General features: G+C 57.3%; 16 protein-coding genes. 9 read left to right on the top strand and 7 right to left on the bottom strand.

Annotated features, from left to right (window positions below; all coding sequences use genetic code 11):
- Positions 1 to 146: 146 nt before the first annotated feature.
- Positions 147 to 1886, bottom strand: coding sequence for an APC family permease (locus tag MUN80_RS00340; RefSeq protein ID WP_244718171.1), 1740 nt, complete (start codon positions 1884 to 1886; stop codon positions 147 to 149).
- Between the two features lie 233 nt (positions 1887 to 2119).
- On the opposite strand from MUN80_RS00340, the gene MUN80_RS00335 reads away from it, so the two are divergent.
- From MUN80_RS00335 to MUN80_RS00320, 4 genes are all read left to right on the top strand, one after another.
- Entirely contained in the window at positions 2120 to 3352 is a 1233-nt protein-coding gene (locus tag MUN80_RS00335; protein ID WP_244675761.1) for an acyl-CoA dehydrogenase family protein, read from the top strand.
- Positions 3353 to 3415: 63 nt separating this feature from the next.
- Positions 3416 to 3769, top strand: coding sequence for a hypothetical protein (locus MUN80_RS00330; RefSeq protein WP_244718168.1), 354 nt, complete (start codon positions 3416 to 3418; stop codon positions 3767 to 3769).
- Positions 3756 to 4388, top strand: a complete 633-nt coding sequence (locus MUN80_RS00325; RefSeq protein ID WP_244718165.1) for a hypothetical protein — start codon at positions 3756 to 3758, stop codon at positions 4386 to 4388. The genes MUN80_RS00330 and MUN80_RS00325 overlap by 14 nt, the downstream gene beginning before the upstream one ends.
- A gap of 171 nt (positions 4389 to 4559) precedes the next feature.
- Complete coding sequence (locus MUN80_RS00320; RefSeq protein WP_244718162.1) at positions 4560 to 5102, top strand: YfbM family protein; 543 nt, start codon at positions 4560 to 4562, stop codon at positions 5100 to 5102.
- Between the two features lie 180 nt (positions 5103 to 5282).
- Here the strand turns inward: MUN80_RS00320 and MUN80_RS00315 are convergent, their stop codons facing one another.
- From MUN80_RS00315 to MUN80_RS00305, 3 genes are all read right to left on the bottom strand, one after another.
- Entirely contained in the window at positions 5283 to 5648 is a 366-nt protein-coding gene (locus tag MUN80_RS00315) for a hypothetical protein (RefSeq protein ID WP_244718160.1), read from the bottom strand.
- 249 nt (positions 5649 to 5897) lie between these two features.
- Positions 5898 to 6257, bottom strand: a complete 360-nt coding sequence (locus tag MUN80_RS00310) for a hypothetical protein (RefSeq protein WP_244718157.1) — start codon at positions 6255 to 6257, stop codon at positions 5898 to 5900.
- Positions 6258 to 6312: 55 nt separating this feature from the next.
- Positions 6313 to 6744, bottom strand: a complete 432-nt coding sequence (locus MUN80_RS00305) for a hypothetical protein (RefSeq protein ID WP_244718154.1) — start codon at positions 6742 to 6744, stop codon at positions 6313 to 6315.
- Between the two features lie 271 nt (positions 6745 to 7015).
- On the opposite strand from MUN80_RS00305, the gene MUN80_RS00300 reads away from it, so the two are divergent.
- Positions 7016 to 7450 carry a hypothetical protein gene (locus MUN80_RS00300; RefSeq protein ID WP_244718151.1) on the top strand — a complete coding sequence of 145 codons (435 nt, stop codon included), beginning with the start codon at positions 7016 to 7018 and terminating at the stop codon, positions 7448 to 7450.
- A 75-nt stretch (positions 7451 to 7525) separates the two neighbouring features.
- Here MUN80_RS00300 and MUN80_RS00295 read toward each other — a convergent pair whose 3' ends face one another.
- Positions 7526 to 7987, bottom strand: a complete 462-nt coding sequence (locus MUN80_RS00295; protein ID WP_244718148.1) for a DUF4268 domain-containing protein — start codon at positions 7985 to 7987, stop codon at positions 7526 to 7528.
- Positions 7988 to 8383: 396 nt separating this feature from the next.
- Between MUN80_RS00295 and MUN80_RS00290 the strand changes: the two genes are divergently transcribed.
- Positions 8384 to 8740 carry an HIRAN domain-containing protein gene (locus MUN80_RS00290; RefSeq protein WP_244718145.1) on the top strand — a complete coding sequence of 119 codons (357 nt, stop codon included), beginning with the start codon at positions 8384 to 8386 and terminating at the stop codon, positions 8738 to 8740.
- An 11-nt stretch (positions 8741 to 8751) separates the two neighbouring features.
- Here MUN80_RS00290 and MUN80_RS00285 read toward each other — a convergent pair whose 3' ends face one another.
- Positions 8752 to 9759: a hypothetical protein gene (locus MUN80_RS00285; protein WP_244718143.1), complete on the bottom strand. Its 1008-nt coding sequence runs from the start codon at positions 9757 to 9759 to the stop codon at positions 8752 to 8754.
- 194 nt (positions 9760 to 9953) lie between these two features.
- On the opposite strand from MUN80_RS00285, the gene ruvB reads away from it, so the two are divergent.
- From ruvB to queG, 3 genes are all read left to right on the top strand, one after another.
- A complete protein-coding gene (ruvB, locus tag MUN80_RS00280) occupies positions 9954 to 11006 on the top strand; it encodes a Holliday junction branch migration DNA helicase RuvB (RefSeq protein ID WP_244718141.1) in 1053 nt (350 codons plus the stop codon).
- Between the two features lie 115 nt (positions 11007 to 11121).
- A complete protein-coding gene (locus MUN80_RS00275; protein WP_244718139.1) occupies positions 11122 to 11619 on the top strand; it encodes a hypothetical protein in 498 nt (165 codons plus the stop codon).
- A gap of 78 nt (positions 11620 to 11697) precedes the next feature.
- On the top strand, positions 11698 to 12663 hold the full coding sequence (gene queG, locus MUN80_RS00270) for a tRNA epoxyqueuosine(34) reductase QueG (RefSeq protein ID WP_244718137.1): 966 nt from the start codon (positions 11698 to 11700) through the stop codon (positions 12661 to 12663).
- 8 nt (positions 12664 to 12671) lie between these two features.
- Here the strand turns inward: queG and MUN80_RS00265 are convergent, their stop codons facing one another.
- Positions 12672 to 12860: a hypothetical protein gene (locus MUN80_RS00265; RefSeq protein ID WP_244718135.1), complete on the bottom strand. Its 189-nt coding sequence runs from the start codon at positions 12858 to 12860 to the stop codon at positions 12672 to 12674.
- Between the last annotated feature and the right edge of the window lie 232 nt (positions 12861 to 13092).

Below are 13092 nucleotides of genomic sequence, written 5' to 3'. Positions count from 1 at the left end.
CTGCTAGTGACAAACACTCTTTTACCAGAAAGCCCCTTACTACCGCGTGTAGTAAGGGGCTTTTTTATATCAGAAGGCTCCGCACATGTCAGAGTACTGATTGCTTCGCGCTGCCTACAAGGACAGGAAGTTAGTAGCTTAACTCCTTAAATAATTAGTCGCACGCCGCCCAGCTCGGAAATGTGGTAGGGAAACTGGTTGCCGGGGGAGCCGATGAACATGAAGTTTTTAGGGATATTCCACTCGGTAGAAAGCCGGTCAATCAGCTCGGGGCCAAACTTGCCGTCGATGGTAACAAAATCCACCTCTATCTGCTCGTAGGCGCGGTCCAGGACCCGAATGTCGGTTAGCAGCTCCTGCGGATATTCCTCACCGGGCTTGAGCAGGGTCACGATTTTGAGGCGGTTGGTAAACTCGTTTTCTACCACGTAGGCCATGACTTTGTTGAGGTTCGAGACATTGTCGCCCTTGGTGAAAAATACGAATTCCTGCTTGTGCAGCTCCTTTAGCTGCCGCTTCACAAACAGCCGGCCCAGGCGCGAAAACCGCGGCGAATGCTCGGCCACCGACTCCACTGCCGCCAGAATCAGGTTCAGAATGGCCGTGCGGTTGAGCATGATGTAGACCAGGGCCATGGTGGGCAGGAAGTACTGCAGAAACACAATCAGGTAGTCGGGGTGAATCTTGATGTTGCCGTACAGGGCCACCAGAATGCCAATCAGCGCCAGCAACACCGTGGTGATGCCCGCATACACCGGCCGCGGCAGCTTGGGCCGCTTGCTCTTGAGCAGGAAGTTGCCCAGGGCAAAAAAGGCCATTACCGACAAAAAGGAAATAGTATACACCCCCGACAGCGGCCCCAGCTCCCCATTGGTAATAAGCAGCACCGATACGCAGAGCAGGAAAAAGGTAATCAGGATCAGGTAGTTGCTGCCGGCTTTGTTGGCTTTGAGAAAAAACTGGGGCAGAATCCGGTCCAGGGTCATGCGCTGCATCAGGCCGCTCACGCCCACGAAGGAGGTCAGCACGGCCCCGCTGAGCACGGCTACGGCATCGACTGAAATGAGCATGCCCAGCCACCGGCCGCCGGTGGTAGTGCCCAGGTGGGAGAGGAGCGTCTCGGTGTGCTGGCCGACTTCCACCATGGGTAGCACCGCAATGGCCAGAAAGGCAATAACGGGGTTGAAGAAGCTCACCACAATCCACATGTTGCGCAGAGTCTTGGGAAACACGCCCCGGGCCTGTTCTTCCACGAAATTGGCCGAGCTTTCGAAGCCCGAAATGCCCAGCATGGCCGCGCTAAAGCCGAAAAACAGCGCATTGACTACGCTGCCGCCTTTCACCGGGAGCTGGAAATTCAGGCTCATGGTATCGAGGCCGTGGGTAGCTAGGTACCAGATGGCGCTGCCCACCAGCAAAGTCAGGGACACCAGGTGGACCAGAAAAATAGCCACCGCCACCTTCGCCGACTCCGAAATGCCCAGGATGGTCAGCACCAGAAACAGGCCCAGCAGCCCCAGCGTAGCCCCGATAATGGGCAGCCCGTGCCAGAGCGTGTGCAGGTAGTGCATGGCCTCACTAGCCGAAATAACGGCCGTAGCCATGTACGACAGAATGGTGAGGCAGGCGGCCAGGGCGGCATTGCGCTTACTGGTCGTGTTGAGCAGCACGTTGTAGGCGCCGCCATTCAGTGGCAAAGCGCCTACCACTTCGCCGTAAATCGTGCGGAACAGAAACAGCACCGCTCCCACGATGAGCAGGGCAATCCAGGCGTACTGTCCGGCATAGGCAATGGCCAGGGCCGAGACGTATAGGCACGAGGAGGAAATATCGTTGCCGCAGATAGCCGTGGCTTCCAGCTCGTTTAGTTTCTTTTCGTGACTCATATGCAGAAGGGCAGAAGGATAGGGCGGAAGGGAATGTGCCCTCTACGGAAGAATCAGCTGTTTTGAATATAAAAACGCAAGATTCCCCATCAGGGAGGGCCGGCAGTGTACAAGAATACGGCATATCATAAACTTCGCCGCTGTTTCGGCCGCACCGAACCAACCCCACCCGGGGCCTGTTCTGCATGCTGAAACTTCTATCTTTGAGGCTGATTCCCACCCAACCCCCAGTTATGTCATCCCAATCCGACGTCCTCTCGCCCAAGGCTAAAGCCGAGCACCGCAGCGGTTCGTTGAACGCCGCCGGCTTCACCGATTACTACGACATCGACGGCCTGCTGACCGAAGAGCACAAGCTCATCCGCCAGAGCATCCGCGACTTTGTCAAGAAGGAAATCAGCCCCAGCATTGAAAAGTGGGCCCAGGACAATCATTTTCCCTCCGAAATCGTCAAGAAGTTCGGCGACGTGGGTGCCTTTGGCCCTACCATCCCCACTGAGTACGGCGGCGGCGGCCTCGACTACATCAGCTACGGCCTGATTATGCAGGAAATTGAGCGTGGCGACTCTGGCATGCGCTCCACGGCCTCGGTGCAGGGCTCGTTGGTGATGTACCCCATTTACGCCTACGGCTCGGAGGAGCAGCGCAAGAAGTACCTGCCCAAGCTGGCCTCGGGCGAGTGGCTGGGCTGCTTCGGCCTCACCGAGCCCGACCACGGCTCCAACCCCGGTGGCATGGTTACCAATATCAAGGATATGGGTGACTACTACCTGCTCAACGGCGCCAAGCTCTGGATTTCGAACTCTCCCGAGGCGCAGATTGCCGTGGTGTGGGCCAAAAACGAGCAGGGCCGCATCAAGGGCCTGATTGTGGAGCGCGGTATGGAAGGCTTCACGACTCCCGAAATTCACAACAAGTGGAGCCTGCGCGCGTCCTGCACCGGTGAGCTGGTGTTCGACAACGTGAAGGTGCCCAAAGAAAACCTGCTGCCCAACGTGGAAGGCCTGCGCGGCCCCCTCGGCTGCCTCGACTCGGCCCGCTATGGCATTGCCTGGGGTGCTATCGGCGTAGCCATCGACTGCTACGAGTCGGCCCTGAAGTATTCCCTGGAGCGGGAGCAGTTCGGTAAGCCCATTGCCGGCTTCCAGCTCCAGCAGAAGAAGCTGGCCGAAATGATTACCGAAATCACCAAGGCCCAGCTGATGGTGTGGCGCCTGGGCATGCTCAAAAACGAGGGCAAAGCCACCAGCGCCCAGATCAGCATGGCCAAGCGCAATTCCGTGGACATGGCCTTGCAGGTAGCCCGCGAAGCCCGCCAGATTCACGGCGGCATGGGCATCACCGGCGAGTATCCCATCATGCGCCACATGATGAACCTGGAGTCGGTGATTACCTACGAAGGCACCCACGACATCCACCTGCTCATTACCGGCGCTGATATTACCGGAATTCAGGCGTTCAAGTAAGACCTAATGCATTGCATAAAACGGCCGTTCTGGAAACAGGGCGGCCGTTTTACATATAACTCCATGGACCAAGAGACGGTGAGCTACATCCTTACGTACCACTGGCATCTTCTATCAGAGCAGGAGAAGCTCATATTGCAGCATCTACTGACGACGGAGAAGCTGATGGCAGTAACGGCCGCCTCGGTACGGCAGAGAATGCAGATTCTTAGTGCGCGTAAGGGCTGGCTAATTACCGATAAGCAACTGCTGGAAAGGCTGGCCGACGGACCGGATGCTTTTCGGTATAACACGGCCGTTACTGTCTTCAATGCGCATGGCCGCGAGAAGCTGTTAAATCTGTGTCCTCGCTGTGGCCTGCTTGCCCGCACGCCCCAGGCCCGCCAATGCCGTCATTGCGGCAATGATTGGCACTAATTCCTTTGCTCTGCAAGCACACCTGATTCAACGTCACCTCATGGGCAGGTCCTGTGAACTTCGGTCAATTTCGGATACGGATGCGCAGGAGTTCCTGCAATATCCGGAAAAGCTGGTTCAGCTGGAAGCGGACGAGTACCAGCGCGCTGAAGAAGCCTATGAACGGACCGGCAACATAGCTTCGTACCTGGGTCCGGCTGATTCGCCAAGGCGTTTCTACGACTGGAGAATGTTGGTTATACTCGTTTCGTGCAGCCACACGGCTTGGCATATGATTGTCAACGAAGGGGAGCAGGTCGGGAAAGATGCTTGGTCACTGGGTTTTGATGCCCAAATATTCAGGGCTCCGCAGGTGCTAAAGCTTAGTACCGCGTTAGCCAGCGCGTTGGCTGAAATGCCCGAAAGCCCCGCCGCTGCTCCCGAAGTTCTCCTGTCTCCCGATGGTTGGGAATTTTTTGATATGGACAATTCTCTACCCTTTACCTGGGACGAGGACAGTAGCCGTCCAACCAGTGAGAAACAGGGACCTGCCCCAACGGAACGGCAGATGCAGCAGGAGCTACAGCACTTTATCCAGGAAACAGCCGCCGCCAACCGCGCCTTGCTGCTGCTGGGCTGAGTCTGCGGATCCAACTTCCGGCAAGCTCTTACTTTCCCTGGCCTGGGCTGCGGAGGATTAATAGTCACCATCAAAACGCACTTTGGGTATTATCCGCCCCGCTGCTCACCAGCCCCGGCGTTTAAGTAACCTCTGATTTGCCTACCTTGAAACGGCCATTCTAAGGGCAGAATGGTCGTTTTTATTGAGTTTCACCTTTACCGCAGTTCAGCTATGGGCATGATTATGATACTCAGGAAAGTAAGTGAGCCGCAACTGCAGCAACTGCTGGCCGAGCCCGACTTGATCCTGGATTTAGTGGACGAGCTGGCGCCGGCTGGTCAGGAGCTAGACCTAGACAAAGCCTGGCACGGCCTGCACTTTATGCTAACGGGTTCGGGCTGGGAAGGTCCCGAGGAGTTGGCTTACTTAATGGATGGCGGGCAGGTAATTGGGAATGAAGAAGAACATAGCGTCGGCCTCGGCCCGGCGCGGGGGCTCACCAATGCCGAAGTCAGTCAATTCGCGGCGGCGCTGGGCCGTTTGTCCGAATCAGAATTCAGGTTGCGCTACGATAGTGCGGCAATGGACGAACTGGAGATTTATCCAGTAGGCTGGAGCAAAGAGGAAAAGCCTGAGGAAACTGTAGACTGGCTAGTGACCAGCTTCAACGAGCTAAAGCAATTCGTGGGCGACGCTGCCATTGCCAAGCAAGGGTTGCTGGTTTGTATATAAGGTTCGGTGGCCAGCTGAGAAATACTTGCACTAAAGTCCGGCTCAGGGAAGGCTGTCTAAATAAGGTAGGAATCGACTGGTTCTGCTGTCATCAGTCAGGACGCTGTTGCAGGCAGGACCTGGGATAAAGCACAAAGGGCCGCCCCACTGTGGGGCGGCCCTTTGCGTGTGCCGACAAGCTTACTTCTCCAGCACGTACACCGTCTGGCTGAAGACGGTATTGCCGGTGCTGGTCATGTTGTTGGGCGTGCTGCTGATGACGTGCCAGCCAGCCTTGGTATACTCATTCACCGTGGCCAGCGCCGCTTTGTGCACAATGGCCGTGTTGGCAGCCATACGCTTGGCGCTGCCCCGGCTAAAGTCGAGCTCCTTCTCCTTCTGTCCTCCATCGGGAGCAATGGTGATGATGGAAGCCTGGGCATCGAGGCCGAACGACATATTGCTGATAACCATCATGGTGCCGCCGCCCTCGGCGGGTTTCGGATAAAACGACCAGGTGCCCAGAGCAGTCAGGGTCAGCGTGGCGGCAAGTAGAGCTTTTTTCATAAAAAAGAGCAATTGATAAGGTGTGAAACTCAGCCAAGGTAAGCCCAAATAGGCCGCGCTGCAATAGCTCGGCCATAGGCTCCAAACCAGCTTGAGCAGGTGCCATTCCCAAAGCCGGTAGCGCGGCAAGTACGCCTGTCCCAGATAAGAAAGCAGGGTAGGCAAACGCGCTCCGCTGCTGGAAGCTAAAACGGCAAAGCCGCCCCAATTCCGGGGCGGCTTTGGTCTATGCGTTGGCGGCAGCTGGGCTCAAGGCTTTTCCAGCAGATACGTCGTGGTGCGGACAAAGTCAGGGCTGAGCTGCGGGTGCCGGGCATCGGGAACCACCGTTTCGGATTCCTGCTGCTGTGCTACCGTCCAGCCCTGGGCCCGCAGCTCATTGAGCCGGAGTATAAGTTGCCCCCGGTACCGGTAGTCGCTCTTGCCCCTGACATCGAGCTTCTGCTCGTTGATTTCACCAGTGGGCAGAATCATGACCAGGGTATGAGTGCCGTACACCTCGCGCAACGACAATTCCATGTACTCGGCGGGGGCCGCGGGCTTGGGATAAAACGCCCAGCTGCCGAAGGCCACTGTTACCAGGGCCGTAACCCAGAAAGTTTTCTTCATCGGACAAAAATCAAAGGATAGCGCCACTGCCGGACCGTGCTTGTAAGCCCGGCCGCTACTGGGTTACGGCCGCGTCTTTGCGAAACAGATAACGCACCGTAGCCGCTTCCTGGGTGGTACTCACCAGCTGCCAGCCCTGGGCACTCAGTTCATTTAGTTTCTTCACCTCGGCCTGGTACACTGTGTTCTGGGCGTAGCGCTGGCGGCGGATGTTATTGCTGGTCGAGTCCGGGGTAAAGCGGGCAATGCTGGCATTGGCTGTTTTCTTGCTGATGCTGGTAATGGGCAATACCTGGACTTCTTCGGTGCTGAAGGTACCGTCGGGTTGAATAGTCGTTAGAGAAGAGCTGCGCCCGAGCTCCGACCCCGGCACCGATATATCGATGACGCGCACCAGCATCAGGTAGCGCGAGGGAGTGGGCTGGCGCTGGGCCAGAGCTGCGCCGGAGGCCAGCAGTAGGCCCAGTAAGCAAGTAATGTTACGCATGATACACTTGGGTTAGGAGGTAAGAATAAGCCGTGCCACACCTGTCTTTCTATGGCCTGCCGGGCGCAGAAATCAAGCCAAATACTATTAAATAACTATATAGAGTGCTAGAGCCAAGCTGGAAGCAGAGTGGCTCCATTCCAGCCTATACATTGGCCGACCTTGCCAGTTGGCGGAGCTGAACCGGGCACTTGTAAAATTTGGGCATTCGGCACCGGAGGAAAATTGGCTGGCGTATAAACAGTTGATTTTCAATAGTAAACTCAGCGCTATGAATACTGACAACGAGCACGAAAACGCCGAGTCGCGGCGGCAGGAACGCCGGGAGCACGACAAGGAGCAGTACCGCCAGGAAGGCGACGAAATGCGCCAGGGTGGCCCCGACCCCAACCTGCGTCACCACGACCGCACCCGCGACGGCGACGGCAGCTTCAGCCCCGACAGTGAGTCCGACTCCGGCTCTTCCGACGGTATTGCCAGCATTATGGCCGGCAGCGGCGGCAACAACGGCGTCCGCTATCATACCCTCGATGAGGTAAACAACAGCAGCCCCAACGCCGACCAGGGCGGTACGCCCGGGGCTGGCCAGAGCCGGGAGCCGCAGTTGCGCACGCCCAGCGCCCAGACCTCCCACACCAGCAAAGGCCCTCAGAGTGAAGGTGGTGAAAGCCAAAGCCAGGGCATCAAGAGCGGTAACCAGTCTTAAAAAAATAGGGCGTAGAGAGCCAAAAAAGGCTGTTCCCGAGCGTGGGAGCAGCCTTTTTGGTTGGTAAGCAGTGCCTTACCGCAAATCATCGAAGGCATATTGGGCTCCGCTCCAGAACTCGTCCAGGGCCATCAGGCGGGGCTTGAAAAAGGAAATTAGCTTGGGCCAGTCTTCCCGGTCAAACATATTGGCCGGGCGCAACTCCTGGTAGATGCGGCTCATCGTCTGCCCGTTTTCGTCCACAAACTGCGGTTCCCAGGTCCAGGCCTCGCCCAGACTTTCCTCCAGCATGCGCCGCAGCTCCAGGAACTGCTGAAAAAACAGCTCCCGCAGGCCTTCATCGGGATGGGTAATATCAATACTGATGGTGGCGTGGCGCACATCGGCCCGCAGGCGGAAGTACACGTGCTTGAGCCCGGTTTTGTAGTTAATCCAGTTGGTCGGGACACCCTCCGCCGAAGGCACGGGAGCCATATACTGCCCAAACGTAGTCCAGAAAGCCTGGCGTAGCTGAGCGGCTTCAGTTTTGCTATACATAAGGAAAAGAGGAGAGAGGCGCATGTTGCCGCCGTATTCGTGGCGGATGCTGTTCAAACTGGCTTTTACGGCTGCCGCTGCCGGCTGATTCACTTGCCTCCGCCCGGGGCCAACGACGGCCGGCAGCAGGGGCACTTTCAGCGGCAGCAGGCGAAGAATTCATTGGGCAAAGGAAACCGTAAGACCACGGCAAACCAATGTATAGCCCCACTACTGGCCTCGGGATGGCAAAAGGTGCCCACAATGTATCCTACGCAACCCGTAACGTATATAGAGCACTGCGTAAGGTCCAGGAAACCGGGTGCTGCCGGTCAGCACCAGCCCTAATTGTCAGTAAAACCCTGTCAGCTTGCGGCCTTATGCATAAAACCTGCCGCGAGTCCGTAAATTGGCCCCATGACTACTGCATCCGCATCCTCTGCCCCCGCCCTGATTTTGCTTGAATGCCTGGTGGCCGGCACTACCCACCGGGAGAAACTCAAACAGCACGAGCCTAAGCTCTACGTAGGTCAGGCCCTGGAGCTGGTGCGCGAGTCCGACAGCAAGTACGACGACTGGGCCGTGAAAGTACTGACCACGGCGGCCGAGGGCGGCGTGTGGCTGGGCTACCTGCCCGAAGTGCGCAACGAAACCGTAGCCCGCCTCCTCGACGCCGGCTACACGCTGGGTGCCCGCCTCGCGCACAAAGCCTGGGAGGAAGACTGGCTCCACCTCGAAATCGAAGTACTACTGCCGGCTGGCACGTTGGCGTAGCTGCTGCGGGCTTAAATCAGGTCGGTCAGGGCGGCTATTTCCTGGCGGGCCAGCTCCACCTCGGGGTCTTCGGCAAAGTTGGCCTGTACCCACTCCGTGAAGCCGCTGACCATTTCGCCCACCGCCTGCCGGCTGCTCATTGGGCCGCGGGCCGGGGCTTCGGTTTCCGCCGCGGGCTCATCCAGCTCTGGTGGCCCCGACATAAAGTCTTCCAGCCCCAGCGCCACCAGTACATCCGACACGAATACCAGCCCGCACACCTGCATGGCCTGGTAAAGCTGCACTAGCTCGGGCATGGTCAGCGTGAATTGGTCACCGGCCTGCAAGGCGCCCAACCGCTCGGTCAGGGCCTCCAGGTTGTGGGGCTGCAGGGCCGGAATCTGCGTCACGGCCCGCACGAACTCTACCTCCGAGTCGGTGGGCAGGCTGTGCACCAGCAGCACGGCCAGCCGCACCATCTGGAGCTGGGGCTCGTTGAAGCGCACATTGGCCACCGAAGGCAGGGGCTCGGCTTCTTCCTGCACCGATTCGCTGTGGGTAAAAAAGGCTTCCTCGATCTGCAGGCGGTGCTGACCCAGGCGGCCGGCCACGGCCCGGTCGGTTTCGGCCAGGTGCTGCTCTACCGACGCCAGAAACGCCTCGCTCAGCTCCACGCAGTACACCTTAATAGCTACTAGCTGCTCCTCCGACACGTACATCTGCTGGCGCACAAACCGCAACACCGGCTCGGCCAGCGAGGTATCCAGGCCCAGGCGCCCGAGCAGCAGCATATCGTAGACGTGGCCGGGCTCCTGCCGCAGCGCCTCAATGAGCTGTTCCTGACTTTGCACCCCGTTCAGCGCGGTCACCGTGGCGGCCGTCACGGGCGTGAGCAGCATGAGTTGCTGCACCAGCGCCGAGTCGGGTCGGCTAAACAGTTCGGCGCACACCATGCCGTGCAACGACAGGCAATGGGACAGCTGTTCGTAGAAGTCGGCAGGCAGGTGGGTAATCCAGGTATCGGAGAGGGAAAAATTCATGGGCACGGCAAATGAGGCCGCAAAGAAGGGAAGAAAGGCTTATTTCCAGGTACCTAAAGGCTTGAAACCCCTATTTTGCTAATTATACTAGTAGAAAAAGCGTAGTGAATACTAAATTTTACTAAAAACCGGGAGCATTTTGGGCGTCGAAAGCGTTACCTTTATTCAACGCAATACCTGAATATAGCCCCGCTATGCGCGAACCATTCATGACCGGTGGCAATGACCACATGGACTCCGGCGAAAAAGAGATTGACAAGGCCCTGCGGCCCCTGAGCTTCGCCGACTTCACGGGCCAGGCCAAAGTAGTCGACAACCTGCAGATCTTCGTGGGCGCGGCCAAGCAGCGCGGCGAAGCCCTCGACCATGTGCTCCTGCACGGGCCTCCCGGTCTGGGCAAAACCACGCTGTCCCACATCATCGCCAACGAACTGGGGGCCGGCATCAAGATGACCTCGGGTCCGGTGCTCGACAAGCCTTCGGACCTGGCCGGCCTGCTCACCAACCTGGACCCGCACGACGTGCTGTTCATCGATGAGATTCACCGCTTGAATCCCGTGGTGGAAGAGTATCTATACTCGGCCATGGAGGACTACCGCATCGACATCCTGCTCGATTCGGGCCCGAATGCCCGCTCGGTCCAGATTTCGCTGAGCCCCTTTACCCTCATTGGCGCCACGACGCGCAGCGGTATGCTCACCTCGCCGCTGCGGGCCCGCTTCGGCATCAGCTCCCGCCTCGAATACTACGACGCCAAACTGCTGACTGACATTGTGATGCGTTCGGCCGAAATTCTGGCGACGCCCATCTATGAGGATGCGGCCTTCGAAATTGCCCGCCGCTCCCGCGGTACGCCCCGTATTGCCAACAACCTGCTGCGCCGCACCCGCGACTTTGCCCAGATCAAAGGTACCGGCACCATCACCGTCGACATTGCCCAGTTTGCCCTCAACGCCCTCGACGTGGACGCCCGCGGCCTCGACGACATGGACAAGCGCATCCTGAACACCATCATCGACAAGTTTAAAGGGGGCCCGGTGGGTATCAGCACCATTGCCACGGCCTGCGGTGAGGAAGCCGAAACCATTGAGGAAGTGTACGAGCCTTTCCTGATCCAAGAAGGCTACATCAAGCGCACCTCCCGGGGCCGCGAAGCCACCGAAGCAGCTTACAAGCACCTAGGCAAGCTCATGCCCCAGCACCTGCGCGGCAATTCGCCCGGGGACTTGTTCGGCGCTCAGGAGTAGGGTTAGAGTATACATGATTAGGAGTACCCTCCGCCGTATGCCCAGGCATCTGTTCGTCGTAGCAGTTTGCCTGGGCATATTGGCTTCATGCCAAAGCCAGCAACCGAAAGAGGATATGTCCGATGCGTTTAGGAAAAGAGAGGTACTAGATGCCCGAACAAGGCGGTTGAGCAAAAAGTACGACTTGCGTACTCATTACTTTGATGCGGAATGCCTGTATGAGGACGGCGACTTAGCCCTAACTCTATCTGAGTTCTTGACTAAGCTGCTCCCGGAGCAAAAATTCCGCGTCATCGAATCGTTGACTCCGGATCAGCAGCAAATCCTGGTTCAGGTTTTCTACCATGACACGCTCGTTGCTAAAGTAACGTCCGAATTTGGAGGTGACTATTTGCCGGATTCATTTTACGCCGCGCTGGACTCTATACCGGTAAGAGCACAGAGCAAACGGGAAATGTGGATGATGAATCCACGGCTTTATGGGCAGGATGGCTGTTACGTTTCCGGCACCGCGCAAAACTTATTAGCCGCCCGGCAGGAGGGGCTTCCTTTGCTTCTCCCGACCGAAACTACGGATTACATGCTAGAAGCGGATATCAGCGAATTTGAGTAGCTGCTCGCCCGACTTGGCAACATGTGGCACAGGAGAGGAAGTAATGCCGTATTTTTGTAGTTAGCCATTCCCAAACTCATGCTCCCAACTGCCCAGTACACTGCTTTCATCAAGCGCCGCGCGGCGGAGCTGGGCTTTATGTACTGCGGTATTTCCAAGGCCGAGTTTCTAGAAGAGGAAGCGCCCCGGCTGGAGAATTGGCTTAACCAGCAGATGAATGGCAAGATGGCCTACATGGCCAACCATTTCGACAAGCGCCTCGACCCGCGCCTGCTCGTGGACGGGGCTAAGTCGGTCATTTCTTTGCTGCTGAACTACTACCCGGCCCCGGAAGACCAGCAGCCCGCCGACGAAGACACGCTCAAGATCAGCAAATACGCCTACGGCCGCGACTACCACTTTGTCATCAAGGACAAGCTCAAGGAGCTACTCCATGATATGCAGCAGGAAATAGGGGAGGTCGGCGGCCGGGTGTTCGTCGATTCGGCGCCGGTGATGGACAAGGTGTGGGCCAAGAAGAGCGGGCTGGGTTGGGTTGGCAAGAACTCCAACCTGATTACGCCGGGCGTGGGCAGCTTTTACTTTATTGCCGAGCTCATCGTGGATGTAGAGCTGGACTACGACGGGCCCATCAAGGACTATTGCGGTACCTGCACCAAGTGCGTGGATGCCTGCCCCACCGATGCCATTACCAACCCCTACGTAGTGGATGGCAGCAAGTGCATCAGCTACTTCACCATCGAGCTCAAAGACCAGATTCCGCAGGAAGTGGCGGGCAAGTTCGGCAACTGGGTGTTTGGCTGCGACATCTGCCAGGACGTGTGCCCTTGGAACCGGTTTGCCAAGCCCCATCAGGAGCCGCAATTCCGGCCCCACGCCCAACTGCCGCACCTGAAGGCCAACGACTGGCAGGAAATTACCCACGAGCTATTCTCGGAATTATTCCGGCAGTCGGCGGTGAAACGTACCGGCTATGCCGGCCTAACACGAAACATCCGGTTCGTGACAAACGAACCGGATGCGCAAATACGGGTAGAAGAATAAAAAGGGGGCTAGACGGCCGAGGCAAAAACGCGGTTTAGAACTCCTCGGTAGATTTTAGCGAATTGCTGATAGCACCAGGCTTTCAGCTCGGCTAACTCCGTCGGGACGAGCATGCGGAAACCTTTGCGCAGCTCTTTCTCAAATAGGATTTTGTCGAAGCTGACTTTTAGCAGGATGGTTTTTACGTATTCCAGCATCGGTCAAGGTTGTTTTGGGTAGGTTGGGTAGGAGGAGGTTGGGGGGCAGGGGTGTTATACGAGAGCCACAGAAAAAGCTGCGGCTGGGAGGCTCATACGGACTATCTTTATTGAAAGATACAATAATTAGTTTTGATAGTGCAAGCCCAGCGGTCCTTTTTAACCCTTTCTTAATACAAAAAAAGAACGGCCGAAGCCGTTCTTTCAAGTGGTGCAAGCTATAGTAGAGTGT

Source organism: Hymenobacter cellulosivorans (assembly GCF_022919135.1).
GTDB lineage: Bacteria > Bacteroidota > Bacteroidia > Cytophagales > Hymenobacteraceae > Hymenobacter > Hymenobacter cellulosivorans.
This window is presented reverse-complemented; position numbering and strand designations above follow the sequence as displayed.